This window comes from Aeromonas sp. s12 (assembly GCF_040907925.1).
GTDB classification, from domain to species: domain Bacteria; phylum Pseudomonadota; class Gammaproteobacteria; order Enterobacterales; family Aeromonadaceae; genus Aeromonas; species Aeromonas veronii.
Genome location: NZ_JBFOCT010000022.1, coordinates 57,241 through 70,886, shown reverse-complemented (window position 1 = coordinate 70,886; position 13,646 = coordinate 57,241). Strand labels below are relative to the sequence as shown.

Below are 13,646 nucleotides of genomic sequence, written 5' to 3'. Positions count from 1 at the left end.
TCAAACCCCTTAATCTTTTCGCAATAAGTTCCCTCTTTCCCATAAACATTTATTTTTTATGTCTTTGACATTTACCTCACTATCGTGGCAAAAATAATTTAACAGTCAGTAACATAGCGGTGTTGTTGACTGACCCTCCCCGCACAAGGATCGGGCAGGTTTCTTCAGAATTTAACCTATCAACCGTGATGGATTACTGGAGTCTGTTGACTAGGCTTTAAAAGCGCACAACACAAAAGCAGTCATCCACTTTTTTCAGGGTAAGCGACTATAACGAGGGCAAAGTTATGGGCATATTCGAGCATTACCAACAGCGATATGAAAAAGCGAGAGAAGAGGAATATACCATCCAGGAGTTCCTGGATATGTGTAAGCAGGACAAAGCCTGCTACGCCTCCGCAGCCGAACGTCTGCTGACCGCCATTGGTGAGCCGGAGATGGTAGACACCTCAGCCAACCCCAGACTGAGCCGACTCTTCTCCAACCGCGTCGTGGCACGCTATCCCGCCTTCAAGGATTTCTACGGGATGGAAGAGGCCATCGAACAGATCGTCTCCTACCTCAAACACTCCGCCCAAGGGCTGGAGGAGAAGAAACAGATCCTCTATCTGCTGGGCCCCGTTGGCGGCGGTAAATCCTCGCTGGCAGAGAAACTCAAATCCCTGATGCAGAAGGTGCCCATCTATCGCATCAAGGGCTCACCGGTCAACGATCACCCCTTCTGCCTGTTCGATATCGAAGAGGATGGGGAGATCCTGGAAAAAGAGTACGGCATCCCGCGCCGTTACCTGCGTCCCATCATGTCCCCCTGGGTGGCCAAACGCCTGCACGAGTTTGGCGGCGACATCACCAAGTTCAAGGTGGAGAAGGTCAACCCCTCCATCCTCGATCAGATTGCCATCGCCAAAACGGAACCGGGCGATGACAACAACCAGGATATCTCCTCACTGGTCGGCAAGGTCGACATCCGCATGCTGGAGCACTTCGCCCAGGATGACGCCGATGCTTACTCCTACTCAGGTGCGCTGTGTAAAGCGAACCAGGGGGTGATGGAGTTTGTGGAGATGTTCAAGGCGCCTATCAAGGTACTGCACCCGCTGCTAACTGCAACTCAGGAGGGTAACTACAACGGTACCGAAGGGCTCTCAGCCCTCCCCTTTGACGGCATCTTGCTCGCTCACTCCAACGAATCCGAGTGGCAGCAGTTCCGCAACAACAAGAACAACGAGGCCTTCCTCGACCGGGTCTACATCGTCAAGGTGCCTTACTGCCTGCGCGTCTCCGAAGAGGTGAAGATCTACGAGAAACTGCTGATCAACAGCGAATTGACCGAGGCCAAATGCGCCCCGGGCACCCTCGAGCTGCTGGGACAGTTCTCGGTACTGTCACGGCTGAAAGAGCCGGAAAACTCCAGCATCTACTCCAAGATGCGGGTCTATGATGGCGAGAGCCTGAAAGACACCGATCCCAAGGCGAAGAGCTATCAGGAGTATCGCGACTACGCCGGTGTGGACGAGGGGATGAATGGTCTCTCTACCCGCTTTGCGTTCAAGATCCTCTCCCGCGTCTTCAACTTCGACCACGCGGAAGTGGCCGCCAACCCGGTGCACCTCTTCTATGTGCTGGAGCAGCAGATCGAGCGCGAACAGTTCCCGCAAGAGCTGCACGATCGCTACCTTGAGTTCATCAAGGGCTATCTGACCCCGCGCTATGTGGAGTTCATCGGCAAGGAGATCCAGACTGCCTATCTCGAGTCCTACTCCGAGTACGGTCAGAACATCTTCGATCGCTACGTCACCTACGCCGACTTCTGGATTCAGGATCAGGAGTACCGTGATCCCGAAACCGGCCAGCTGTTTGACAGAGCATCCCTCAACAGCGAGCTGGAGAAAATTGAAAAACCCGCCGGGATCAGCAACCCGAAAGATTTCCGCAACGAAATCGTCAACTTCGTGCTGCGTGCCCGGGCCAACAATGCAGGCCGTAACCCCAACTGGACCAGTTACGAGAAGCTGCGCACCGTGATCGAGAAGAAGATGTTCTCCAACACGGAAGAGCTGCTGCCGGTTATCTCCTTCAACAGCAAAACCTCGGCCGAGGAGCAGAAGAAGCACGATAACTTTGTCGAACGGATGATGGAGAAAGGCTACACCCGTAAACAGGTGAGACTGCTCTCCGAATGGTATCTCAGGGTACGCAAGTCATCCTGACCCTGACTGTTCAAGGGGGAGTTATGGCGCATTTTATCGACCGCAGGCTCAACGGCAAAAACAAAAGCGCTGTCAATCGGCAGCGCTTCATCCGCCGCTACAAGAAGCAGATAAAACAAGCGGTCTCGGATGCTGTCTCCAAGCGCAGCATTCAGGACGTAGACAAGGGTGAGAGCATCAGCATCCCGACCAAGGATATCGGCGAGCCCCATTTTCATCAGGGGCACGGCGGTAAACGGGAGATGGTGCATCCCGGCAATGATCAGTTCGTCTCCGGCGACAAGATTGACCGCCCCAAAGGAGGGGGCGGTGGACAGGGTTCCGGCGAGGGACAAGCATCCAATCAGGGGGAAGGGGCCGATGATTTCGTGTTCCAGATTTCCAAGGATGAGTATCTCGATCTGTTGTTTGAAGACCTGGAGCTGCCCAGGCTGCAGAAAACCCAGCTCAATCAGCTGATGGAAGTCAAAACCTACCGTGCTGGCTACACCTCAAACGGGGTGCCCGCCAACATCAACGTGGTGCGTTCCCTGCAAAATTCGCTGGCACGTCGCATGGCGCTGCAAGCAGGCAAGAAACGCCAATTGCATGAACTGGAAGATCGGCTGGCCCTGCTGGCCACCGATCCCAACGAACACTTTGCCGAAATCGCCCTGCTCGAGAAGGAGATCCGCGAGCTGAAGCGGCGGATCGACGCGGTGCCGTTTATTGACACCTTCGACCTCAAGTTCAACAACTTCGTCAAACGGCCCGTCCCTTCCAGTCAGGCGGTGATGTTCTGTCTGATGGACGTCTCGGGTTCCATGGATCAGGCCACCAAGGAGATGGCCAAGCGTTTCTATATCCTGCTCTATCTGTTCCTGAGCCGGACTTACAAGAACGTCGAGGTGGTCTATATCCGCCACCATACCCAGGCCAAGGAGGTGGACGAGCACGAGTTCTTCTACTCCCAGGAGACAGGCGGCACCATCGTCTCCAGCGCCCTCAAGATGATGAATGACATCATCAATGAGCGTTATCCCGCCAACCAGTGGAACATCTATGCGGCGCAGGCATCGGATGGTGACAACTGGGCTGATGACTCACCGCAGTGCCGTGAAATTCTGGCGCGGGACATCATGCCAAGGGTGCGGTACTACTCCTACATCGAGATCACCACCCGTGCCCACCAGACCCTGTGGCACGAATATGAGTCGGTAGCCAGCCAGTTCCCCCACTTTGCAATGGAGCACATTCGCAAGGTCGAGGATATCTATCCGGTGTTCCGCGAGCTGTTCAAGAAACAAGCGGCGTGAGGAGGTCACATGATCGAAACAGAAAAACGTGTAGCGCCACTGGATGACGGACCAGACTGGAACTTCGATCTGCTGGAGACCTATCACCAGGAGATCGCCCGGGTCGCCCGTTTCTACAAGCTGGATACCTACCCCAACCAGATCGAGGTGATCACCGCCGAACAGATGATGGATGCCTACTCCAGCGTCGGCATGCCCATCGGCTATCAACACTGGTCGTTCGGCAAGCGCTTTATCCATACCGAGCGCAACTACAAGCGCGGCCAGATGGGGCTGGCCTACGAGATCGTCATCAACTCGGATCCCTGCATCGCCTACCTGATGGAGGAGAACACCATGCCGATGCAGGCGCTGGTGATGGCACACGCCTGCTACGGCCACAACTCCTTCTTCAAAAACAACTACCTGTTCAAGGCCTGGACCGATGCCTCCTCCATCATCGACTACCTGCTGTTCGCCAAGAACTACATCACCCAGTGTGAAGAGAAGCATGGCATCGAGGCAGTGGAGCAGCTGCTCGACTCCTGCCATGCCCTGATGAACTTCGGGGTGGATCGCTACAAGCGTCCCCAGAAGATCTCGATGGCCGAGGAGAAGCGGCGTCAGAAGGCGCGGGAAGATTATCTGCAAACTCAGGTCAACGAGCTGTGGCGAACCCTGCCCAAACAGCATAAAGCGGCTGGCGTGGAGGACAGGCGCTACCCCGCAGAGCCCCAGGAGAACATTCTCTACTTTATCGAGAAGAATGCCCCCTTGCTGGAGCCCTGGCAGCGGGAAGTGGTGCGCATCGTGCGCAAGATCAGCCAGTATTTCTATCCGCAAAAGCAGACCCAGGTGATGAACGAAGGGTGGGCCACCTTCTGGCACTACACCATCCTCAACCACCTCTATGACGAGGGAAAACTGAGCGATCGCTTCATGATGGAGGTGCTGCACAGCCACACCAACGTGGTCTATCAACCGGCCTACAACAGCCGCTACTACTCGGGGATCAACCCCTATGCGCTGGGGTTTGCCATGTTTACCGACCTGCGCCGCATCTGCGAGAACCCGACCGAGGAAGATAGATATTGGTTCCCCGACTATGCCGGTAGCAACTGGGTCGAAACACTCCACTTTGCCATGCAAAACTTCAAGGACGAGAGCTTTATCAGCCAGTTCTTAAGCCCGAAAGTGATGCGGGACATGAAGTTGTTCGCCATTGATGACGACGATCTGAAGAACTATCTGAAGGTCTCCGCCATCCACAATGACGAGGGGTACCGTCAGGTGCGCAATACTCTGTCGGCTCAGTACAACCTCAGCAATCTGGAGCCCAATATTCAGGTCTACAACGTCGCCGTGAAGGGGGATCGCTCCCTCACCCTGCGCTATGTGCCCCACAACCGCATACCCCTTGGCGACTCACGCCATGAGGTGCTCAAACACCTGCATCAGCTGTGGGGATTCGACGTGGTGCTGGAACAGGATAACGGCGATCTGCCTGCAGATATCATCGGCCGCTGCCCGGAGCGCAAACCTGGGATCTGACCCGCAATCAGATATCTCTACGGCCCACTTCGGTGGGCCGTTTTTTAATCGGTTGTTTCTGCCAGCATGAGCGCAGCCCAAGCAGTACAACCCGAACAAACCACAACATAGAAAGAGGCCCGCATGGGGTGCGGGCCTCTTTGTCTTGCGGTCAATCTGCAGCGGTTATCAGTAGAAGGTCTGCTGCTCTGCGGCCATTGCCTTGAGGCGGGCACAGGGGGCAAACCGATCGCCGTGGCGCTTCTGGTAATACTCCAGACGGCCAACCAGATGATCGATCCCGAGCGTGTCCATATAACGGAACGGGCCGCCGAGGAAGGGCGGGAAACCGATGCCGAAGATGGCGCCGATATCACCATCACGAGCCGAGGCCACCACACCGCTATCCAGCGCCATGGCCGCTTCGTTGAGCATCAGCAGCACGCAGCGCTCGGCGATCTCCTGACGGGCCAGCTTGGCAGACGGCTTGATGCCGAGCACGCCATAGACGCTCTCGTCCACCGTCTTCTTGCCCTCTTTGCCAGTCAGCTTGTTGCGCGGTGCCGCCTTGCCATAGAGGTAGAAGCCCTTGCCGTTCTTGCGTCCCTTGCGATCATTTTGCAGCAGCTTGTCGAACGCCTTGGGCGCCTGGAACTGCTCGCCGCCCAGCTCTTTTTCGAGAATAGGGGAGATCTTGGCCCCTACATCGATCCCCACCTCATCGAGCAAGGTGATGGGGCCAACCGGGAAACCAAAGTCCAGCAGTGCGCTATCCAGCACCTCCACCGGCTCCCCTTCCAGCACCAGTCGCGCCGCTTCGTTCATGTAGGGCGCCAGGATGCGGTTGACATAGAAACCGGCTTCGTCCTTCACCACGATAGGCGTTTTACCCTGAGCACGGGCAAAGGCCAGAGTGGTGGCGACTGTCTCGGCACTGGTGCCAGCGTGGGGGATGATCTCCGCCAGCGGCATCTTGTCCACCGGGCTGAAGTAGTGCAGCCCCACAACTCGCTCCGGGTGCGCCGCCTCTGCCGCAATCTGGTTGATGGGCAAGGAAGAGGTGTTGGAGGCAAACACTGTGTGCTCACCACACTCGCGCTCCACGTCTTTCACCATCTGGTGTTTGAGATTGAGATCTTCAAACACCGCCTCCACCACTATGTCCACCCGGTGAAAACCGGAGTAGTCGAGGGTGCCGGTCAGCAAGCTCATCTGCTTTTCCAGCTCGCTGCGCAGGATGTGACGGCGCTTGAGCTTCTTGGCCAGAATGTCATAGCTGTAGCGCATGGCATTGCCGATCCCGGCGCTTGCCACATCCTTGATCCGCACCGGCACTCCCGCCTTAGTAGCGGTGACGAACGCAATGCCGCCCCCCATCAGACCACCGCCCAGCACGGCGGCATGGGCCACCTTGCGCGGCTCGGCCCCCTGATAGGTGACCTCTTTCTTCATCTCGGTGGTGGCAAAGAAGATGGAACGCAGGGCGGCAGACTCAGCAGTCATCACCAGCTCGCCAAAGTGGCGGGACTCGGCGGCCAGACCGGCCTTCATTCCCTCCTCCACGCCAATGCGCACAACATCCAGGATCCGCTCCGGCGCCGGGTAGTTGCCACGGGTCTTGGCTTTAACCCCCTTGCTAGCCTGATCGAACAGCACCTTGCGACCCAGTTTGTTGGTCTCCAGCACCTTGCCCTGCAGATCCCGTTTCAACTGATGGCGCGGTTTGCCCTTCTTGGCCAGCTTGATGGCAGCATCCAGCAAGATTGACGGCGGCACCACATCGTCCACCAGCCCCAATTTCTTGGCTTGTTTGGCCCGCACCTGCTTGCCGGTCAGCATCAGATCCAGCGCCTTGGCCACCCCGATGAGGCGCGGCAGACGCTGGGTACCGCCAGAACCCGGCAGCAGACCGAGCTGAACTTCCGGCAATCCCAGCAAAGATTTTCCGTGATCGGTCACCACCCGACCATGGCAGGCCAGCGCCAGCTCCAGCCCGCCACCGAGGCAGGGGCCGTGAATGGCGGCGATCACCGGAATGGTCAGCCCCTCGATCTCGGCAAAGATCTCCTGCCCTTCTCGCGACAGGGTCTCGGCATCCTTGGCACTGGTGCAGGCGGCCAGCATGGTAATGTCAGCGCCGGCGATGAAGGAGTCCTTCTTGCCGGAGGTGATCACCAGACCGATCAAATCCTTGTTGCGTTTCACTTCGGCCAACACGGTGCGGATCTCCTCCACAAAGGCGGCCTTCAGGGTATTCATGCTCTCGCCCGGCACATCCATGGTGAGGATGCCGATGCCATCTTTGCGAACATCCAGGGAAAAAGTCTTAGCGCTCATCATTCAACCTCCAACACCATAGCCACGCCCAATCCACCCGCCGCACAGGCGGTGTTGAGCCCCAGTCCCCCGCCGCGACGACGCAGCTCGTGCAGGGTCTGGGTGATCATCCGCGCACCGGTCGCGGCAAAGGGGTGGCCATAGGCCAGCGAACCACCGAGGACGTTGAACTTCTCCATGTCCACCTCGCCGATGGCCTGATCGCGGCCCAGCTTGTCACGGGCAAAATCGTGGCTGGCAAACATCTTGAGGTTGGCCAGAGTCTGGGCGGCAAAGGCTTCGTGCATGTCGATCAGGGTCAGATCGCTGAGCGTAATGCCGGCTCTGTCCAGCGCCAGCGGCGTGGCATAGGAGGGGCCCATCAGCATGTCTTGCCAGACATCGATGGCCGAGAAGGCGAAGCTGCGGATATAACCCAACGGTTCGAGTCCCAGCTCTTTCGCACGACCTTCCCGCATCAGCAACACGGCAGCGGCGCCGTCAGTGAGCGGGGTGGCATTGGCAGCAGTGACTGTGCCATGGACTCGGTCAAACACCGGCTTGAGCTTGGCGTAGCTCGCGAGATCCGCGCTTTCACGGATATTGTTGTCCCGCTCGAGCGGCGACTTGTAGGGCGGCACATGGGCGGTAAACACCTCGCCACTGAGCTTGCCATCGGCCCAAGCCTGCGCGGCCAGAGTGTGAGAGCGATGAGCCAACGCATCTTGCGCCTCGCGGCTGATCTGGTGGCTCTTGGCCATCTGCTCGGCCGTTTGCCCCATCGAAAGTCCCGTAGAGTATTCCGCCACCGCAGGCGGTACAGGCAGCAGATCCTTGACCCTCAATGTCCGCAGAATATTGAAGCGCTGCTGCAGATTGCGCGCCTTGTTGAGATCCACCAGGGCGCGGGCCAGCTTCTTGCTCACCCCGATGGGCAGCACGGAGGAGGAGTCAGCCCCACCGGCGATGGCGATGTCTACGGTACCGGCCATGATGGATTCGGTGACGTTGGCCACCGCCTGGAAACTGGTGGCGCAGGCGCGGGAGACACTATAGGCATCGGTATTGACGCTCATGCCGGTACCGAGCACGATCTCGCGAGCAATGTTGGGGGCTTCCGGCATCTGAACCACCTGACCAAACACCAGCTGGTCGATAAGCTTGGGATCGAGATCGGTACGGGCAAGCATTTCGCTCACCACCAGTTTGCCGAGATCGACTGCAGGCACGCCATGAAAGGCGGTGGCCTGCTTGGCAAAGGGGGTACGCAGCCCCGCCACGACGGCAATCCGTTCGCCCTGGCGAGTCGTCAGTTTCAATGGCTGTTTCATCCTGGCTCCTTGGTTTAAAAGGCAGAGGTCTGACCTCATTGCGCCACATCTTAACAATCCAATCACAAGTTTCATACAGCTGATTGAAACTAAATTAAGCACGGCAAGGCCCCTTTGCTCGCCCTTGGGGAGCAACTGGAGTATAAAAAGATCAACTTCCATAAAAACAACGGGTTTATCGCATGGCAGCGGCGGAGTTCAGAGCGCTTAGGGACTATCTTGGCAGTCAGATCCTGGGGCAGGAGGAGCTAATTGAAGGGCTCCTGATTGCCCTGTTATGTGAAGGACATGTGTTAATCGAAGGGGCTCCCGGGCTGGCCAAAACCCGCGCCGTCAAGGCGCTCGCTGGCGCCGTCGAAGGGCGCTTTGCCCGTATCCAGTTCACCCCCGACCTGCTTCCCGCCGATCTCACCGGCAGCGAGGTGTTTCATCCGCAGGATGCCAGTTTTGTATTCCAACCGGGCCCCCTCTTCAACCATCTGGTGCTGGCGGACGAGATCAACCGGGCGCCGGCCAAGGTGCAATCAGCGCTGCTGGAGGCCATGGCCGAACACCAGATCACCGTGGGCAAAAAGAGCTGGCGGCTGCCACCTCTCTTTATGGTGGCCGCCACCCAGAACCCTATCGAGCAGGAAGGAACCTATACCCTGCCGGAGGCACAACTCGACCGCTTTCTGCTCAAGCTGATGGTGGATTACCCGAGCCCTACGATGGAGCTCGCCATCCTGCAGCTCAATGCCAGCGGGGAACAGCTCGGCGCGGCGCCGGTGACCCTGAGCCAGACCACCTTGCAACGTGCTCGCAGCGAAGTGCTGGCGGTCACCATGCAAAGCAGACTGGAGCACTATCTGGTGGAGCTGGTCTGCGCCACTCGCCCGGGCAGTGGTCTTTGCCCAGCCCTTGAGCCATTGATTGCCGTGGGGGCCAGCCCTCGGGCTACGCTGGGGCTGGCTCGCTCCGCCCGCGCCCGAGCCTGGCTTGCCGGACGAGATTATGTGCTGCCGGAAGATATCCAGCTGCAAGCCTATCCGGTGTTGCGCCACCGCCTTATTCCCAGCTATCAGGCACTGGCCGACAATCTGGATAACGATATCCTGATCGCCCAACTGCTGGATCAGGTGCCATGCCCCTAGATCCCAGTCTGCATCCCGATATCGCCCTGTCGCTGCCACGGTTGCTCAATATCCGGCTCTGGGCCAAGGCCAGGAAGCCACCTCACGCAGGCAGAAGCAGCAGCGAACGCGGCAAACCGGGCCGCTCTCCCGGACTCACGTTTCGCGAGCTGCGCGCCTATCAGGCTGGTGACGAGGTACGCCATATCGACTGGCGAGTGACGGCGCGCCTCGGTCGTCCCTATACCCGCCTCTATAGCGAGGAGCTCGATCAGGCGCACTGGCTGCTGCTCGATCTCTCTCCCGCTATGTATTTCGGCTCCACACGGCAGCTCAAGGCGCGTCTGGGGTGCGAGCTGGCAGCAGCCCTGATCTGGCAAGGGGAGAAGCAGCAAAACACCCTGATCTGCCACGGGCTTACCCCCCATCACCAGAACCAGCGCGGCAGCGTGCTGCCTCTGCTTGAATCCCTCTGCCATCACTACCAGCAAGGGCTGGCACGTCGGCCCCTTTCTCACTCGCTAGCCGACACCTTGTCTGGCGTGGAGTTGCCTCACGGAGCCAAGCTGACGATCATCACCGATCACAGACCCTGCGAGTCGGCGCTCTGTAAGCAATTGCAGCTGCTCTCCCGGCGCCACGATATTCACTATTGGCAGATCCGCGACCCCCTCGAGGCCGCCCTTCCCTCTGACGGCCAGCTGCCAGTGGCTATTGATCGGCCAGGGCAGCACTATCAGGGCTGGCTGGATGGATGCCATGCCGGTTTCTCCCGCCGCTACCGGCAAGCCGCCGAGCAGCAGCTGGCCCACGGCAAACAGTTGCTGTTGCCATTGGTGCAGCGCCTCTATCTGCTCGATAACAGCCAGACGCTGCAACAGCAGTGGCAGGAGGGGTTATGTCATCAGGGATGATTTCGCCCGCAGAACTCGACAGCGCCAGTCCAGCCTCCGACGCCATCACTCCACCGCTGGCTGCCCTGATGCGAGACATCCACCCGGGGCCGGATCTGATTGAACAGAGTCTTGACCCCAGAGTGCTGGCGCTATTGTGGCTATTGATCACAGCGTTATTGCTGCTGCTGATCGTCCTGATTGCCAAGAGGGTGATACGTTACCGCCACTGGTGTCGTCAGCTGGAGGGAGATCCGGCACTGCTGGTGGCACGCATACAGGAGGCCCTACGTCATGAAGCATTGCAACGCTGGCCCGAGGCGCGCCAGCTTCAGGGAGAGGCGTGGCTCGCCTTCGTTGATCGTCACGGTGGCAGCGATTTTAGCCAGTTCTCGTCTAACTGGAGCAGTTGGCTCTATGGCAGCCAGAACCCGACTCGCGAGCAGTGCGAACAGCTTCGGCAACATTATCGCCGTTGGGGTCAAACCCTCTTCTTGCAACGATCTCCCCGCTCGGGGCGTAAAGCCGCACTGAGGCATCCATGATCCTGGCCTGGCCCTGGTTTGCGCTGGCGCTGGTGCTCCCCTTGCTGGTGCGCTTCGGCTTGCCGCCCCTGCGCCACGGCTATCTGGCTCACCCCGGGTTTGCGCTGCTGCGTCCTCAGGCCGGATTGTCGCTCTGGCGCGCCATGCTGCTCTGGTGCGCCCTTATCCTCGCCCTCTGCCGCCCCCAGTGGTGGGGGGAACCGGTGATCCAATATGAAGGGAGTCGGGATCTGCTGCTGGCGGTGGATCTGTCAGACAGCATGCGCACCCCTGATATGCTCGATAACGGCGAGCAGCAAGCACGGCTGACGGCGGTGCGCCAGCAGATCAAGGCGCTGATCGCCAAACGGGCCGGAGACAGGGTGGGCCTTATCGTCTTTGCCGATCACGCCTATCTGCTCTCTCCCCTCACTCAGGAGATCCCGGCGCTGTTGACCTTGAGCGACGAGCTCGATTTTGATCTGGTCGGCCGAACCACCGCCCTTGGCGAAGCCATCCAGCTGGCACGTCAGCATGGGGATCCGGGTCGCCCCACCGCCCTGCTGCTGGTCACTGATGGCCGCAATACCGCAGGCAATGCCGACCCGCTGCAGGAGGCCAAACTCGCCGCGGCACAGGGAATAAGGATCTACACGCTGGGGGTCGGGGCCGATCCCGATACCTTTATTCAACCCTACGATGAGGCGGGCAGCGGTCAGGCCGATCCCAGCAGCGAACTGGACGAGCCGCTCCTGAAAGAGCTGGCACAGACAGGCCAAGGGCGTTACTTTCGGGCACGCACCCAGAGCGATCTCGATGCCATCAACGTGACCCTCAATGCCCTTGAACCTGCCCCCATGCCGATTGCCCAGTACCAGCCGGTGATCGAGCTCTACCCCTGGCCGTTGGGACTGCTTTGTGGCTTGTTGCTTCTGCCGTCAGGGCACGGCAGGCTGGAGTTTCGCATGGTGCGTAGCTGGCTGACACGAGGTGCACGCAGATGGATCTGATCTTGCTCCGCCCCCTGTGGCTGATCGCACTCATCCCCTGGCTCTGGCAAGGGTGGCGCCAGCGTCGCCAGCCCCCGCTGCTCGCACCTGCGATGCAGGCTTATCTGCTGCCAGCCTCCCGTCCTCAGCGCCCCTGGCTCTGGCTGGCAACCCTGCCCGTGATTTTGGCCCTGAGTGGTCCCGCACTGCGCGGTGAGCTGCAACAGCAGCCTGCGGCGCCGCTCGATATCTGGCTGCTGGACTTGTCACGCTCGATGACCGCCACCGACCTCAAACCAGATCGGGCGACCCGGGTCAGATGGCAGTTGCAGCAGCTGCTGAGCCACGCCAAGGGCGAGCGCATTGCGCTGATCCTCTACGCAGGCGATGCCTACCTCGCCATGCCGCCAACCCGGGATCATCAGGCCCTCGCGTTACTGCTGCCCGATTTGCGCCCCGATATCATGCCGCTGCAGGGCAGCAATCCGGCACGGGCGGTGGAACTTGCCATGAAGCAGCTGGCCCCTGGAGAACAAGCGCGTCTACTGCTGATCACCGACGACCTCACCCAGAATCAGATGACCCAAATCGCCACCCTGTGGCCCTGCCAGCAACGCCTTCTTTGCCGCGACACCCAGTCGGCACGCCTCGATATTCTGCTTGCCAGCAGTGGTCAACCGGCCCCCATGCCCGCCATTCCGGCCAATGAGTTGGGGTTTGCCGCCCGCATGCCCGCGCAGTTGCCCGCCCCCGATAGTCAGGCCATTGCCGCCATGGCCAATCGCCTCGGCGGTGAGCTGCAATGGCTTGATAGCGATGTCCCTCACTTTGCACCGCTGCCCACCACCACCTCGGCCCTCACCCCGGCGCCACTTGATCTTGGCCCCTGGTTGCTAATCCCCTTGTTACCGCTCGCCTTGCTGGCCAGAGTCGGCGCTCGGTTGATGATCGCACTGATGGTGGGAGCACAGCTGCTTGCGCCGCAAGATCTGCAAGCAGCAGAGAAGGGAGATCTGCAAGCGATGCAGGCTTATCAAGAGGGGGATTTTCAGCGGGCCGCCCGCTCCTTCAACGATCCCGTCTGGCGCGGCAACGCCTGGTATCGAGCTGGTGCCTACCGGCAAGCCATCGCAGCCTATCAGGAAGCAGCGAGCGCCACCGCCCACTACAACCGCGGCAATGCCCTGTTGCAACTGGGGGAGTTTGCGGCCGCCAAAGAGGCCTATCTGGCCGCTCTGGCACTTGAACCCGGCCATGAAGATGCGCTCTATAACCTATCTCTGTTACAGGGCGCAGCGGCGGCTGCTCCCGATACCAGCAACAGTAAACAGCCCGAACCATCCGCAGATCAGCAGGTAGCAGCAATGCCCCTGCCACCCTCTCCCCCTGTGTTGCTGCTGGAGCAGCGACTGCGAAAAGAGGCGCTGCGCCGGGATCTTATCAAGGTGGAGGAGCCCTGGTGACGCG

General features: G+C 59.4%; 10 protein-coding genes. 8 read left to right on the top strand and 2 right to left on the bottom strand.

What is annotated here, in order from left to right; translation table 11 throughout:
• Window positions 1-287 precede the first annotated feature (287 nt).
• The 3 genes from AB5Y67_RS10070 to AB5Y67_RS10060 are packed head-to-tail and all read left to right on the top strand — an operon-like array spanning window position 288 to window position 5,035.
• Window positions 288-2,210, top strand: a complete 1,923-nt coding sequence (locus AB5Y67_RS10070; protein ID WP_005333223.1) for a PrkA family serine protein kinase — start codon at window positions 288-290, stop codon at window positions 2,208-2,210.
• A 23-nt stretch (window positions 2,211-2,233) separates the two neighbouring features.
• Window positions 2,234-3,505 carry a YeaH/YhbH family protein gene (locus AB5Y67_RS10065; RefSeq protein ID WP_005360363.1) on the top strand — a complete coding sequence of 424 codons (1,272 nt, stop codon included), beginning with the start codon at window positions 2,234-2,236 and terminating at the stop codon, window positions 3,503-3,505.
• Between the two features lie 9 nt (window positions 3,506-3,514).
• Window positions 3,515-5,035, top strand: coding sequence for a SpoVR family protein (locus tag AB5Y67_RS10060; protein WP_005333227.1), 1,521 nt, complete (start codon window positions 3,515-3,517; stop codon window positions 5,033-5,035).
• 168 nt (window positions 5,036-5,203) lie between these two features.
• Here AB5Y67_RS10060 and fadJ read toward each other — a convergent pair whose 3' ends face one another.
• Window positions 5,204-7,351, bottom strand: a complete 2,148-nt coding sequence (gene fadJ, locus AB5Y67_RS10055; RefSeq protein WP_199428238.1) for a fatty acid oxidation complex subunit alpha FadJ — start codon at window positions 7,349-7,351, stop codon at window positions 5,204-5,206.
• Window positions 7,351-8,661, bottom strand: a complete 1,311-nt coding sequence (gene fadI / locus AB5Y67_RS10050; RefSeq protein WP_199428217.1) for an acetyl-CoA C-acyltransferase FadI — start codon at window positions 8,659-8,661, stop codon at window positions 7,351-7,353. The genes fadJ and fadI overlap by 1 nt, the downstream gene beginning before the upstream one ends.
• A 182-nt stretch (window positions 8,662-8,843) precedes the next feature.
• Between fadI and AB5Y67_RS10045 the strand changes: the two genes are divergently transcribed.
• Genes AB5Y67_RS10045 through AB5Y67_RS10025 form a run of 5 tightly spaced genes read left to right on the top strand, consistent with a single transcriptional unit; the run spans window position 8,844 to window position 13,642 of the window.
• On the top strand, window positions 8,844-9,794 hold the full coding sequence (locus tag AB5Y67_RS10045; RefSeq protein ID WP_199428218.1) for a MoxR family ATPase: 951 nt from the start codon (window positions 8,844-8,846) through the stop codon (window positions 9,792-9,794).
• Complete coding sequence (locus tag AB5Y67_RS10040; protein ID WP_325793781.1) at window positions 9,785-10,687, top strand: DUF58 domain-containing protein; 903 nt, start codon at window positions 9,785-9,787, stop codon at window positions 10,685-10,687. Before AB5Y67_RS10045 ends, AB5Y67_RS10040 begins: the two co-directional genes overlap by 10 nt.
• Window positions 10,672-11,211, top strand: a complete 540-nt coding sequence (locus AB5Y67_RS10035; RefSeq protein ID WP_199428220.1) for a DUF4381 family protein — start codon at window positions 10,672-10,674, stop codon at window positions 11,209-11,211. The genes AB5Y67_RS10040 and AB5Y67_RS10035 overlap by 16 nt, the downstream gene beginning before the upstream one ends.
• A complete protein-coding gene (locus AB5Y67_RS10030) occupies window positions 11,208-12,200 on the top strand; it encodes a VWA domain-containing protein (RefSeq protein WP_199428221.1) in 993 nt (330 codons plus the stop codon). Before AB5Y67_RS10035 ends, AB5Y67_RS10030 begins: the two co-directional genes overlap by 4 nt.
• Window positions 12,191-13,642, top strand: a complete 1,452-nt coding sequence (locus tag AB5Y67_RS10025; protein ID WP_199428222.1) for a VWA domain-containing protein — start codon at window positions 12,191-12,193, stop codon at window positions 13,640-13,642. Before AB5Y67_RS10030 ends, AB5Y67_RS10025 begins: the two co-directional genes overlap by 10 nt.
• The last annotated feature ends 4 nt before the right edge of the window (window positions 13,643-13,646 follow it).

Coding starts and splice junctions, on each gene's coding strand:
- AB5Y67_RS10070 (WP_005333223.1), top strand. CDS start 288: ATGGGCATATTCGAGCATTACCAACAGCGATATGAAAAAGCGAGAGAA.
- AB5Y67_RS10065 (WP_005360363.1), top strand. CDS start 2,234: ATGGCGCATTTTATCGACCGCAGGCTCAACGGCAAAAACAAAAGCGCT.
- AB5Y67_RS10060 (WP_005333227.1), top strand. CDS start 3,515: ATGATCGAAACAGAAAAACGTGTAGCGCCACTGGATGACGGACCAGAC.
- fadJ (WP_199428238.1), bottom strand. CDS start 7,351: ATGAGCGCTAAGACTTTTTCCCTGGATGTTCGCAAAGATGGCATCGGC.
- fadI (WP_199428217.1), bottom strand. CDS start 8,661: ATGAAACAGCCATTGAAACTGACGACTCGCCAGGGCGAACGGATTGCC.
- AB5Y67_RS10045 (WP_199428218.1), top strand. CDS start 8,844: ATGGCAGCGGCGGAGTTCAGAGCGCTTAGGGACTATCTTGGCAGTCAG.
- AB5Y67_RS10040 (WP_325793781.1), top strand. CDS start 9,785: ATGCCCCTAGATCCCAGTCTGCATCCCGATATCGCCCTGTCGCTGCCA.
- AB5Y67_RS10035 (WP_199428220.1), top strand. CDS start 10,672: ATGTCATCAGGGATGATTTCGCCCGCAGAACTCGACAGCGCCAGTCCA.
- AB5Y67_RS10030 (WP_199428221.1), top strand. CDS start 11,208: ATGATCCTGGCCTGGCCCTGGTTTGCGCTGGCGCTGGTGCTCCCCTTG.
- AB5Y67_RS10025 (WP_199428222.1), top strand. CDS start 12,191: ATGGATCTGATCTTGCTCCGCCCCCTGTGGCTGATCGCACTCATCCCC.